This is a genomic window from Thermostichus sp. MS-CIW-41, assembly GCF_054058915.1.
On the sequence record NZ_JBSSBO010000065.1, the window covers coordinates 1 to 12,021 of the forward strand.

Annotated in this window: 11 protein-coding genes; 4 read left to right on the forward strand and 7 right to left on the reverse strand. The window is 58.0% G+C overall.

The annotated features are described in order from the left end of the window. Positions 1-252 precede the first annotated feature (252 nt). Together ACVWXE_RS13420 and ACVWXE_RS13425 are read right to left on the reverse strand one after the other, a co-directional pair. Positions 253-1,167: a S1 RNA-binding domain-containing protein gene (locus tag ACVWXE_RS13420; protein WP_414342454.1), complete on the reverse strand. Its 915-nt coding sequence runs from the start codon at positions 1,165-1,167 to the stop codon at positions 253-255. A 71-nt stretch (positions 1,168-1,238) separates the two neighbouring features. After that, positions 1,239-1,679 (reverse strand): RrF2 family transcriptional regulator, encoded by a 441-nt coding sequence (locus tag ACVWXE_RS13425; RefSeq protein WP_457490550.1) that lies wholly within the window; start codon positions 1,677-1,679, stop codon positions 1,239-1,241. Positions 1,680-1,809: 130 nt separating this feature from the next. Between ACVWXE_RS13425 and ACVWXE_RS13430 the strand changes: the two genes are divergently transcribed. Then, complete coding sequence (locus ACVWXE_RS13430; protein ID WP_414342457.1) at positions 1,810-2,805, forward strand: AAA family ATPase; 996 nt, start codon at positions 1,810-1,812, stop codon at positions 2,803-2,805. A gap of 20 nt (positions 2,806-2,825) precedes the next feature. Here the strand turns inward: ACVWXE_RS13430 and ACVWXE_RS13435 are convergent, their stop codons facing one another. Together ACVWXE_RS13435 and ACVWXE_RS13440 are read right to left on the reverse strand one after the other, a co-directional pair. Next, positions 2,826-3,857, reverse strand: coding sequence for an ABC transporter permease (locus tag ACVWXE_RS13435; RefSeq protein ID WP_457490551.1), 1,032 nt, complete (start codon positions 3,855-3,857; stop codon positions 2,826-2,828). Positions 3,858-3,934: 77 nt separating this feature from the next. Beyond that, positions 3,935-5,128 (reverse strand): RNA-guided endonuclease InsQ/TnpB family protein, encoded by a 1,194-nt coding sequence (locus tag ACVWXE_RS13440; protein WP_457490555.1) that lies wholly within the window; start codon positions 5,126-5,128, stop codon positions 3,935-3,937. A 234-nt stretch (positions 5,129-5,362) separates the two neighbouring features. Between ACVWXE_RS13440 and ACVWXE_RS13445 the strand changes: the two genes are divergently transcribed. Further along, entirely contained in the window at positions 5,363-6,319 is a 957-nt protein-coding gene (locus ACVWXE_RS13445) for an NAD-dependent epimerase/dehydratase family protein (protein WP_457490552.1), read from the forward strand. A gap of 107 nt (positions 6,320-6,426) precedes the next feature. Here the strand turns inward: ACVWXE_RS13445 and cobW are convergent, their stop codons facing one another. The 3 genes from cobW to psbD all read right to left on the reverse strand — a co-directional run bounded on the left by cobW (position 6,427) and on the right by psbD (position 10,251). Next, the gene (gene cobW, locus ACVWXE_RS13450; protein ID WP_457490553.1) at positions 6,427-7,488 is read right to left on the reverse strand and encodes a cobalamin biosynthesis protein CobW; all 1,062 of its coding nucleotides are present in this window, start codon (positions 7,486-7,488) and stop codon (positions 6,427-6,429) included. A gap of 137 nt (positions 7,489-7,625) precedes the next feature. Further along, entirely contained in the window at positions 7,626-9,005 is a 1,380-nt protein-coding gene (gene psbC / locus ACVWXE_RS13455) for a photosystem II reaction center protein CP43 (protein ID WP_369791763.1), read from the reverse strand. A 187-nt stretch (positions 9,006-9,192) separates the two neighbouring features. Then, positions 9,193-10,251 (reverse strand): photosystem II D2 protein (photosystem q(a) protein), encoded by a 1,059-nt coding sequence (gene psbD / locus ACVWXE_RS13460; protein ID WP_414332488.1) that lies wholly within the window; start codon positions 10,249-10,251, stop codon positions 9,193-9,195. A gap of 477 nt (positions 10,252-10,728) precedes the next feature. On the opposite strand from psbD, the gene petM reads away from it, so the two are divergent. Both petM and ACVWXE_RS13470 read left to right on the forward strand, forming a co-directional pair. Then, positions 10,729-10,836 (forward strand): cytochrome b6-f complex subunit PetM, encoded by a 108-nt coding sequence (gene petM, locus ACVWXE_RS13465; RefSeq protein ID WP_414329137.1) that lies wholly within the window; start codon positions 10,729-10,731, stop codon positions 10,834-10,836. Between the two features lie 124 nt (positions 10,837-10,960). Continuing rightward, positions 10,961-11,983 (forward strand): ketopantoate reductase family protein, encoded by a 1,023-nt coding sequence (locus ACVWXE_RS13470; protein WP_457490554.1) that lies wholly within the window; start codon positions 10,961-10,963, stop codon positions 11,981-11,983. The last annotated feature ends 38 nt before the right edge of the window (positions 11,984-12,021 follow it).

Consider the following 12,021-nt stretch of genomic DNA (forward strand, 5'->3'; position numbering starts at 1 on the left):
TCTGCCATTTGTTTTCATCTAAAAAAACCAACTTCATCCTCTTTCCTCTATAAATTATTCTCTCTATCCTAACATAAGATCAACACGACCTAGAGTACCGTGATTTTCCTCTGATTGCCGTAAGGCGTTGAGCACGGGATGAAAAAAAGGATCCCGTATGGGATCCCTTGGAAGTGATTTTCCTCTGATTGCCGTAAGGCGTCTTGCTTTCCCTCTGCAGGTTTTGCATCCGAACTCGAGGCAGAGATGGGATCAGATGACTTGGCCGTCGGATGTTATTCTCCCCTTGAGTTTACCGGCCCGCTCTTCGGCCTCCTCCATAACCCTGTCCAGCTGCTCCAGCACCTCGCCCGGATGCTTTTCCAGCACCCGCAGGGAGAGGGCCATCCGTCCCTTGGCCTCATCCACATCGATGACAACAGCTTTGATGCGTTGGCCTGGTTTGAACAAATCCGGTAGCGAGGCTACAAAACTTTGGCTGACCTGCTTGATGTGCAACAGCCCGGTTACCCCTTCTTCCAAGTCCACAAACACACCGAAGGGTTTTAGTCCGCTGACTTTGCCTTCCACCACTTGGCCACTGGTGTAGCGGCTCAGGTTCTCGGACTTTACAGCCGCCCTTTGGGAGAGCACCAGCTTGTTGGCTTCTGGGTTCACCTCGATAAAGCTTGCTGTCAAGGATTGCCCCACCAACTCCTCCAGACTTTCCCGTTGGCTGAGGTGGGAGCGGGGAATGAAGCCGCGCAGCCCCTGCACATCCACCACCACCCCCCCTTTGTTGGTGGCGATCACCGGAACGGTTACCGTCTGGCCGTTGGCTTGCTTCTGGGCCAGCTCTTCCCAAAGCCGCTTCAGCCTCAGCCGCCGCGCCGAGAGCACAATTTGTCCTTCTGCATCTTCTCGCAAGATGAGAAACTCGGCTTCTGTTTTTAGGGGAAAGAGGGCACTCAAATCTTCCCCTGGGCGGATCCCTGCTTCTTTGAGAGGCAGAAAGGCCGGGGATTTGCCGCCAATATCCACCAGAGCGCCATCGTTCTGATGTTGGAAAATGCGGCCTTGCACCACCTGCCCCGGTTGGAAGCTGAGGTTTTGCCTGTCTAAAGCTTGGGCAAAATCTTCCGCGGAAAACGTATCGGCAGCCTGAGAGCGAGAAGAGCGAACGGTCATGGAAGGGCTCAATTCAAAAAGCAGTGGGTTTCAGGATAACCCAAAACCTTCCAAGGATCCCAGCCTCTGGCTTAAATGTAGTACATAAGCCGAGCTTGTTGCTGTTGTGCCTGCCGGTCGCAGAGGTCTTGCAGGGTGGTCTTTTGGAGAATGGCTACCGCCGCAGCTTGAGCCTCTTGCCAGGCCTTCAGGAGCACTTCCCGCTCTGGGGTGAGATCGCCCGAGGGCAAGTCGCGGGAACGGGTGAGATCCTCCCCCTCGATGGCCTGAATAACGTCCCACAGCGAGATCTGCCAGGGCGCTCGGGCCAGGAAGTAGCCTCCCTTGGATCCCCGTTGGCTGCGCACCAACCCCTGCCTGCGCAAGGTGGCCAGCAATTGCTCCAAGTAGCGGTCGGGTATGGACTGATGAGCCGCAATTTCTTTAATCTGCAGCACCTGGCCATCGCTGTAGTGCTGGGCCAATTCCAGAAGGGCCAGGAGAGCATATTCACTTTTGCAAGACAGTTCCAAGATATCCATCCTTGTGGAGGGCTTAGGTCTATGATACTCCGGTTTTTCACTGGGGTTTAGCGGGATCCCGCCCTGAGCTGGCAATGGGATCCAGCCTGTAAGGTGGAATAGGCCCCTTTGGGAATGGTTTATGGCGAGTGTCAGCACCCGGTCTGGTTCAGCACGGATCCCAGCGGAGCGATTACAAACCTTGCACCAACAGATTGGCAAGCTGATTGCCAATATCGAATCCGTGTTTCAGGGCAAGTCGCAGGTGGTGCAGGCGGTGGTCACGGCCTTGGTTGCGGAAGGTCATGTTTTGCTTGAAGATGTGCCCGGTGTAGGCAAGACCACTTTGGCGCGGGCCATCGCCCACAGTTTGGGAGCCAAGTTTCAGCGGATTCAATTTACCAGCGACCTATTGCCGACAGATATCCTTGGCCTCACCCTTTTCAACAAAGAAAAAGGGGATTTTGAATTTCGTCCCGGCCCCATTTTTGCCCACGTGGTCTTGGCGGATGAAATCAATCGCACCTCGCCCCGCACCCAAAGTGCCCTGCTGGAGGCAATGGCGGAAAAGCAGGTTTCGCTGGACGATCGCACCTACCCGCTGCCCAGCCCATTTATGGTGTTGGCCACCCAAAATCCTTTGGAGTACCACGGCACCTATCCCCTCCCAGAAAGCCAGTTGGATCGGTTTTTGGTACGGCTGTCGATTGGCTACCCCAGCCCTGAGGTAGAGCGAGCTTTACTCTTGCAACGGCAACAGGCCGAGCCGGTGGATGCTCTGCAGCCGGTTCTCTCCCTGATGGAGTTGCGGGAGATTCAGTCGGCGGTGGATCAGGTGTATTTGGATGGATCCCTGGCGGACTATCTTCTGCAGGTGGTGCAGGCCACTCGCGTGTCCAAGCTGCTGCGGGCGGGGGTATCCACCCGTGGAGCCCTGGCCTTGGCGCGGGCAGCACGGGCTCAGGCGCTGGTGAAGGGGCGCAGCTTTTGTCTACCAGAAGATCTGCAAGCACTGTTCGTGCCGGTACTGACCCATCGGGTTTCTCTGGCCGGGTCGGGAGAGATGGCCGGCAACCGACGGCAAGAGGCTGAGGCGGTGATTCGGGATATTGTCTCCACAATTGAGCCGCCTGTTTGAGGGATCCGTAGCAGCAATGGCTAACTAAAAAACGAGTCGGGTCGGATACGGGGATCCACCCACATCAGGAGCAAATCGGCCAACAAATTGCCCAGAATGAGCATCACGGCCCCCAGCAGAAGCCCCGCCATCACCACATTGATGTCGAAACTTTGAACAGCCTCCAAGAGCAGCTTGCCCAGCCCCGGCCAATTGAAGAAAAACTCGGCAATAAAAGAGCCGCTGAGCAGATTGGCAAACTCAAAGCCCAAGATCGTGATCAAGGGGTTGACGGCGTTGCGCAGCGCGTGCAACCAGATCACCCGCCACTCCGGGATCCCACGGGCCCGCGCCGCCTGGATGTATTCCTGCCGCAGCACATCCAAGAAATTGCCGCGCGTAATCCGCTGCAGCCCGGCAAAGCTGGTGATGCTCAGGGCCAGCGTGGGCAGGAGCAGGTGGCGGCCCAGATCCAGCAACTTTTCCCCCAAACTAAGCTCGGCAAAATAAACACTGGTCATCCCCCCTACCGGCAGCCAGCTCACGTTTTGGGCCACAATTAGCAGCAAAATGGCCAGCACGAAGCTGGGCATGGCCTGGCCCAGGTAGCTGAGCAACTGCAACGCCCGATCCAGGGGGGTGTTCTGCCGCAGCGCCCCCAGGATCCCTAGGGGAATGGCGATCAGCCAAGTCAGCACCACAGAGGACACCGCCAACAGCAAGGTAGCGCCGGCGCGGGAGAGGATGAGCTGTGCTACCGGCACGCGATAGGTGTAGCTCACCCCGAAATCCCCTTGCAGCAGGTTGCCCAGCCAGGTCAAGTACTGCCAAACCAAGGGCTTATCCAACCCCAGCCGCGCTTCCTCTTGGGCAATAAACTCCTGGCTGACACTGGGATCCGCCCGCAAGGGATCCAAAAAATCTCCGGGGGCCAGCTGCAAGAGCAAAAAGCTGAGCACCGTGATCAACAGCAGCACCGGCACCGCTTGGGTCAGCCGCTGCAAAACCAAGGCCAGCGGCGGCCAAAGGCCAAAAGCGCGGGAACGGGAAGGCGGAGAAGAGGTTACAGCCACAGATGCAGATGGATATTCGGATATGCTCTTTGAGTTGGATTCTTGTCGAACTATGGTAAACTACCCGGCTCCGACCGCTAAGCGGTACGGAGCGGGCTTTCAGTAGCCCTGAGCCTGCTCTGCTCTACCAGAGAACAAAACAAGCCCGGACCTCTAGGCTGGTTTACGACAGCCCCCAAGAGCGCAATCACATTCGCACCATTCAAATCCGCATCCCCTTCCCATCCACAGTGCCCACACTTGAACGACTTGCCACTGCGGTAGGATTGCGCAGGATCGGGATGGATGTGCAAACACTTGTGGCAGGTCTGCGACGTGTAGGCAGGCGGAACAAGAATCAGAGAAACCCCTGCAACCCTCGCCTTGTATTCCAGAAATTGACGTAGTTGGTAGAACGCCCAACTGTTGGCCCTGCGCCTTTCGGTTTTGCTGCGTGGCTGTTGATTGACCCTTTCCCGGATCCCTGTCAGGTCTTCCAGGGCGATAGCGCTGTTGGTAGCTTTTGCCCTAGAGACAATAGCTTTGGAGATGCGATGATTGACCCACGCCTGAAAGCGTCTCTCCTTGCCAGACAGCCGTTGCAACAGTTCTCTGCATCTGCGCCGCGAACTGCGTGTGCCCTTACTGGCTTTGCGTTGGAGTACCGCCCTCAACCGGGAGTAGTGGTCGCGGACTCGGTTCAACTGCTGTCCATTCCAGTTGTCCCCGTCTGACGTATGGGCAATATCTGTCCTCCCCAAATCCACCCCGATCACCTTGTCGGTATCTTGTTGCTTGGGTGGCTTTTCCTCTACGCAAATCTGGATGTAGTAGGAGCCATCCTTCCGCTGGACTAGGGTGGCCGATTTGGGGTTAGAGCCAGCCAGCATTCCCCTCTGGTAGTTACCAATGGCTAGCTCAAAGCGTTCTCTCCCTTCAACCGTGGTCAGCGACACCGTCCAGTCTTTCTCGCGAAATGAGAAGATACGTGCATCGTAGGTAACGAACCTACGCTTGAACTCTTTAACCGGACGGTTGCGCTGTCTCGCCACTTTGCGAGCGCCTGCCACCCGTCTGCACACCTGTTGAGCCAAGTTACTGGACAAGCCGAACCGGGCTCGAATCTCGTAGTAGCAAAGGGATTGCAGCTTGACCGCGTTGACGATCTTCTCCGGCGTGTTCTGGTTGACCCAGTTCAATGCCTGCACAAAGACATCCATCGTCGCGTCCAATTTGGCGGCTTGCGACTGGGACGCCTTGAGCTTACAGGAGACGGTCAGGACTTGGCTCATAAGTTCATTGTACTTCATCAAAGCGCATTCCTCCCGGCACTGACCCTACGGGTACAGTGCGGGGCTCCTGCGATTTCTAGCTGACATCCTTGCGGCCAGATTTCCAGTGTGGGGTTTGCCAAGTCGAGCGGCTCTCTTGCAGGGGAATTGAGGGCTCAGGCAGTCCGGCAGACAGAAGCTGAAGCGGTACACTAGTCAGAAGCTTTTTTCATCGAGTCCCGTTGGGAAGACCTCTTGCGAAATCTGTTTCTTACCGGCGCTAGCGGCTGCCTGGGGCACTATGTGTTGGAGCGCCTGGCCCAGCAAAGGGATCCCGAGTTTCCGGAGCGGCCCGCCTACCACCTGTACGTTCTCATCCGCGAGACCAGCCGCCTGCGGCTGCCCCTAGAACGGCTGCCCGCCCCTATCACCCTAGTACCCGGCGATCTCCTGCGCATCCGGGAACACGCCGCTCTGCTGCGCCAGATGGACGGGCTGATCCACATGGCGGCAGCTTGGGGGGATCCCGCCCTGGCTTGGGCCGTGAATGTTACCCACACCCTGGAGCTCTTTCAGTTGTTGGATCCGGAGCGCTGTCAGCAGGTGATCTACTTTTCCACGGCCAGCCTTTTGAACCAGGACCTGGAGCCTTTGGCCATTGCCGGACGGGCCGGCACCGACTACATCCGCAGCAAGTACGAGATGCTGCTGCGGCGGCAGGAAAGCGGCTTCTGGCCGGAGCGCCTGCTCACCCTTTATCCCACCCTGCTCTTTGGCGGCAGCCCCCACCACCCCTACTCCCACATCACTGCCGGCCTCAAGGACGTTCTCCGCTGGCTGGATCTGATCCGCTTTTTGCGGGTGGATGCCAGCTTCCACTTTATCCACGCTGCCGATGTGGCCGAGATGGTGGCCTATTGGGTGGCCCATCTGCCTGGTGGCGGCGATTGGGTGTTGGGCAATCCCCCCCTCTCCTGGGATGAATGTGTGGAACAGATGTGTGCTTATTTCAAAAAACGGATCTATTTCCGAGTGCCTCTGCCCCCGGCTCTCGTTCGCGCCCTGGCCTTCCTCTTTCGGGTGCAGCTTTCTGAGTGGGACGAGTTCTGTCTGCGCCACCGCCACTTTGTTTACCCGGCCCTTTCCCCAGAAACGCTGGGTTTGCGCTGCCGATTTCCCACCCTAGCTTCCCTTCTGGACGTCTACCTTTGAGGTACCTGCGCCCCTCCCTCTTTGGGAAAGGGGCTGGGGGTGAGGGCCTGTAGCCTGCCTGCGCGAGCGCGTCAATGCCCAGAAGCAACCACAACTTGAGACAGGGATCAGCTCCGGGGGGCCGCCGCCACCCTGTCAACCGCTAAATCCTGGAGTTGGGCGGCAATGCGCTCTCTGTTAAGGTTTTGCCCAATGAACACCAAGCGGGTCAAGCGCGGCTCCTGGGGTCGCCAGGGGCGGTCGTAGTAGGTTTCAAATCGGGATCCCACCCCCTGCAGCACCAGGCGCATCGGCTTGTAGGGGACGGCCACAAACCCTTTTATCCGGTAAAGACATTCCTCTTGGGCCAACTGGCGTAGCTGAGCCACCAGGGATCCCGGCTCATAACCTCCCTCCAAGCTGAGGTAGAAAGACTCAAAAGCTTCGTGCTCATGCTCCTCCCCGTGATCGTGGTGGCTGGGGCGGCGCTCGAGCTGGTCTTCCACCGCTGCATTAAAGCCCAAGAGCACTTCTGGGGAGACCTGGCCCCGCTCACAGGGGAGAATTTGGATCCCAGGGGGCAGCTTGCGGCGCAGCCAGCTCTCCACCTGCGCCTGTTGTTCAGGAGAGAGCTGATCCACCTTGGTCAGCAACACCAAGTCGGCGCAGCTCAACTGATCCTCAAACAGCTCCTCAATGGGCGTGTCATGATCCAAGCTCTCGTCCGCCTGCCGCTGGGCCTCTAGGGCCGCCAGATCCCCCACCAGTTGTCCAGAGGCCAGAGCCTGACCATCCACCACGGTAATCACCGCATCTACCGTGGCGCCCGTGCGGATGGTGGGCCAGCGGAAAGCTTGCACCAGGGGCTTGGGCAAGGCCAATCCGGAAGTCTCAATCAGGATGCAGTCCAGCTCTGCCCGCCGTTGCAACAGGGCTTCCATGGTGGGCAAAAACTCCTCCTGCACCGTGCAACAGAGGCAGCCGTTGGCCAGCTCCAAAATGGGGATGGATCCCTCTCCCTCGCAAAGTTGGCAATCCCGCAGCAACTCGCCGTCGATGCCCACTTCGCCAAACTCATTCACCAACACGGCAATGCGGCGGCCCTGGTTGTTGAGCAAAAGGTGACGGATCAAAGTGGTCTTGCCGGATCCCAGAAATCCGGTGATGACGGTAACAGGGATCTTGTGCATCTGCTCTGATGACTCAGCGCTCTTCAGTTTCCACCCCAAACTTTCTTTCTGCCAATCCTTGAGGGGGGGATGCCCAAAAAAAGGCCCCCGGTATGGGGGCCAAGCCAAACCATTGAGACCGTTGTGCTAACCCAAAGTTAGCGGATCGGCTTCATCCGGTAAACCGGCTCGTTCTCGCGGCTGATCCCTTTCTCAAAGCCAGCAGCGGCAGCGCGAGCGCGACCGGCATGCCACAGGTGACCCACGAAGAACAGGAAGCCGAAGATGAAGTTGTGAGCAGCCAACCAGGTGCGCGGGCTGGTGAAGTTCACCGTGTTGATCTCGGTAGCCACACCACCCACCGAGTTCAGGGATCCCAGCGGCGCATGGGTCATGTACTCCACTGCACGGCGGGCTTGCCAGGGCTGAATGTCGTTTTTCAGCTTATCCAGATCCAGGCCATTGGGGCCCAGCAGCGGCTCTTTCCAGGGAGCCCGCACATCCCAGAAGCGCATCGTCTCGCCGCCGAAGATGATCTCGCCCGTGGGGGAGCGCATCAGGTATTTACCCAGACCGGTGGGACCTTGGGCTTGGCCGATGTTGGCCCCCAAGCGCTGGTCGCGCACGATGAAGGTGAGGGCTTGCGCTTGCGAGGCTTCTGGGCCAGTGGGGCCGTAGAACTCGCTGGGGTAGACGGTGTTGTTGAACCAGATGTAGCAGGTGGCAATGAAGCTCATCAGGGAAACCGCCGCCAAGCTGTAGGAGAGATAGGCCTCCCCAGACCAGATGAAGGCGCGGCGGGCCCAACCAAAGGGCTTGGTGAGGATGTGCCAGATCCCACCGGCAATGCAGATAATGCCGATGTAAATGTGGCCACCGATCACATCCTCCATGTTGTCAACGCTGATGATCCAGCCTTCCCCACCAAAGGGAGATTTGAACAAGTAGCCGAAGATCACAGCGGGGTTCAAGGTGGGGTTGGTAATTACCCGCACATCGCCACCCCCTGGAGCCCAGGTGTCATAGACACCGCCAAACCACATGGCCTTGGCCACCAACAAGAAAGCCCCCAACCCCAACAGGATCAGGTGGATCCCCAGGATGGTGGTCATCTTGTTCTTGTCTTTCCAGTCGTAGCCGAAGAAGGGGAAAGACTGCTCCAGAGTTTCTGGGCCGCGAATGGCGTGATAAATGCCCCCCAACCCCAGCACGGCGCTGGAGATCAGGTGCAGCACCCCGATGACAAAGTAGGGGTAGGTGTCAATCACCTCGCCCCCCGGGCCAACCCCCCAGCCCAGAGTGGCCACGTGGGGCATCAGGATCAGGCCCTGCTCATACATAGGCCGATCCGGCGTGAAGTGAGCCACCTCAAACAGCAGCATCGCTCCCGCCCAGAAGACGATCAGGCCAGCGTGGGCCACATGGGCGCCCAAAAGCCGACCGGAGAGATTAATCAAGCGGGCATTCCCAGCCCACCAGGCAAATCCGCCTTGGGTGCGATCTTGCACCACTGCAGAACCAAATGTTGTCGAGGTCACAGAGACCAACCTCCAATGATAGTCAGGAACAAGAGACACCAAAAAAAGTTTAGTTAACGCGAGCGCCTGCCGTTGGGCTCCCTGTCCACTGGGATCCGCGGCAGGGGATCCCTTGGGCAAGCGCTCATCCTCACAGAGCAGATCTCTAGGGATCTACCGCAGCTAAAGTCGAGCGAGCTCAGTGGGTTTAGAGCGCATTGCCGCGGGGGAGGACTTCTTCAGGGAACTCAAAGCGCTCATGGGGCTGGTCCTGCGGCGCCATCCACGCCCGAATCCCCTCGTTCAGCAAAATGTTCTTCGTGTAAAACGTCTCAAACTCCGGGTCTTCCGCTGCCCGCACCTCCTGACTGATAAAGTCATACGCCCGCAGGTTCAGCGCCAACCCCACTACCCCAATGCTCGACATCCACAAACCCGTCACCGGCACAAACAACATGAAAAAGTGCAGCCACCGCTTGTTGGAAAACGCTATCCCAAAAATCTGGCTCCAGTACCGGTTCGCCGTCACCATCGAGTAGGTCTCCTCCGACTGCGTCGGCTCAAACGCCCGAAAGGTGCTGGCCGCATCCCCATCCTGAAACAGGGTGTTCTCCACCGTCGCCCCATGGATGGCACACAACAGCGCTCCACCCAAAACGCCAGCCACCCCCATCATGTGGAACGGGTTCAGCGTCCAGTTGTGGAACCCCTGGAAAAACAGCAAAAACCGGAAAATCCCCGCCACCCCAAAGCTGGGCGCAAAAAACCAGCTGCTCTGCCCCAGCGGGTAAATCAAAAACACGCTCACAAACACCGCTATCGGCGCGCTAAACGCAATGGCGTTGTAGGGCCGCACCCCCACCAGCCGGGCAATCTCAAATTGCCGCAGCATAAAGCCAATCAGTCCCAGCGCTCCGTGCAGGGCCACAAAGGTCCACAGCCCCCCAATCTGGCACCAGCGGGTGAAGTCCCCCTGGGCTTCGGGGCCCCACAGCAGCAGCAGGCTGTGCCCCATGCTGTCGGCGGGGGTGGAGACGGCTACGGTCAAAAAGTTGCACCCTTCCAGGTAGGAGCTGGCCAACCCGTGGGTGTACCAGGAAGTCACAAAGGTGGTGCCGGTGAGCCAGCCGCCCAGGGCCAGGTAAGCGCAGGGGAACAGCAGCAGCCCGGACCAGCCGATAAACACGAATCTGTCGCGCTTGAGCCAGTCATCGACGATGTCGAACCATCCTCGCTCCTGACGCACGCGCCCTACCGCTATGGTCATCTGAACTACTCCCTAAAGACATCTAAATGAATGAGGACGTTAATGAAACCACAAAGTTTGCTTCTTCGAAGCAGGAGCGGAGCCTAGGTATAAAGACTCAATTCCTGGGTCTTTTGCCTCAGTTTCCTTGAACGGCTCTTTGGCAAGAACTGCTCAGGAGTTTCCCGTTAAGTCAGGATCCCTAGCGCTCCAAGACCCTACTTAGAACCGTTTCCACAACTCGCGAGGCCCAACGGGCCATTCGAGAGCCACCAAACAAGTTTTACGGCTGTAGGCATTACAATTTAGCCTATGCCGGTAAAGACTTGTAAATTGCTTTCATTATAGAGGCGGATAGCCGGATCTCATCAAGTCTGGGAGAACGACTGTTTTTCGAGGAGTTGGGTTTGGGCCGCTACACCCTTGGAGTGAAGGCCAGGGCTTGGGATCCGATATCCTGAGAAGGCGATGTATCCCATTTGCGAGGAAGCTGAATCTATGGCTGGCGAGATCTTCACCATTGCTGGACTCTGCATTGTGCTGACCCTGGTGGGCGTGGCACTTGGATATGGGATCCTAAGGGTGACCCAAGGGGGGGCAGAGTAAAGCTGTCGGGGATTTCTCCCGGGCCCGGTATCGGGCCTTGTTACAGCTCCATGTCAATTCCATGTCAATTCCATGTCAATTGGCCACCTGGATATGAGGTGGGTGGCGGAAAGATGATAAACTCATGAAGATTTGTATCGTTGGCGCTGGGGCGGTGGGAAGTCACTTGGCCATATGCCTGGCTCGGTCTGGCTTTCCCGTCAGTGTCGTGGCCCGTGGAGCTCACCTGCAGGCCATCTGCACCCAAGGTCTGAAGCTGATCCGGCAGGGGGATCCCTCCCAAACCTGGGTAGAGCGGTTGACAGCCACCGACGATCCGGCTGCCCTGGGCCCACAGGACTGGCTGATAGTGACGGTCAAGGCCCACAGCTTGCCGCAGCTTGCCCCTCGGCTGGGATCCCTGTGTGGCCCCGACACCCCCATTGTGATTGCCCAGAATGGTATCCCCTGGTGGTACTTTTACCGGCATGGGGGCGAGTTTGAGGGGCATTCCCTGACTTCCGTGGATCCAGAAGGGGTTATCGCTGCTCATTTGCCGATAGAGCGGGTGATTGGCTGTGTGGTGTACATTGCCGTGCAGTTGGCAGAGCCGGGAGTGGTCTTGCACACAGGGGGTGGGCGCTACATTCTGGGGGAACCGGATGGATCTCTGTCAGGGCGGTTGCAGTCCTTGGCCGCCATCTTTGAACAGGCGCAGCTTGCCACCACTCTCACCTCGCAGATTCGGGCCGAGATCTGGCAGAAACTGTGGGGCAACGCTGCCTTCAATCCCATCAGCGCCCTCACCCGAGCTGCTCAAGATGAAATTGCCCAATACCCACCCACCCGTGCTTTGGTTCGGTCGGTGATGCGGGAAGTTGAGGCTGTAGCCCAAGCTCTAGGGATCCGGCTGCCGGTCTCTTTGGAAGAACGGCTAGAAGATGCAGCCCGCGTGGGATCCCATCGCACCTCGATGCTGCAGGATGTTGAGCTGGGGCGACGGACGGAGATCGAGGCCATTGTGGGAGCCATCACCGAGTTGGGGCGTTTGGTGGGGGTGCCCACTCCCCATTTGGATACTCTGTATGCTTGCGTCAAGCTGCTGGAGCGCTCTGATACATTTACGCTGAACACTGCTGAACATCACTGTTCAACTATGCAGCGATAGCATTCTGTTTGTTTCCAACCAGAATGGCGGTATCCCGC

Bases quoted from the DNA above. Each gene is read 5' to 3' on its own strand.
- ACVWXE_RS13420 (WP_414342454.1), bottom strand. From the start codon at position 1,167: ATGACCGTTCGCTCTTCTCGCTCTCAGGCTGCCGATACGTTTTCCGCG.
- ACVWXE_RS13430 (WP_414342457.1), top strand. From the start codon at position 1,810: ATGGCGAGTGTCAGCACCCGGTCTGGTTCAGCACGGATCCCAGCGGAG.
- ACVWXE_RS13440 (WP_457490555.1), bottom strand. From the start codon at position 5,128: ATGAGCCAAGTCCTGACCGTCTCCTGTAAGCTCAAGGCGTCCCAGTCG.
- cobW (WP_457490553.1), bottom strand. From the start codon at position 7,488: ATGCACAAGATCCCTGTTACCGTCATCACCGGATTTCTGGGATCCGGC.
- psbD (WP_414332488.1), bottom strand. From the start codon at position 10,251: ATGACCATAGCGGTAGGGCGCGTGCGTCAGGAGCGAGGATGGTTCGAC.
- petM (WP_414329137.1), top strand. From the start codon at position 10,729: ATGGCTGGCGAGATCTTCACCATTGCTGGACTCTGCATTGTGCTGACC.
- ACVWXE_RS13470 (WP_457490554.1), top strand. From the start codon at position 10,961: ATGAAGATTTGTATCGTTGGCGCTGGGGCGGTGGGAAGTCACTTGGCC.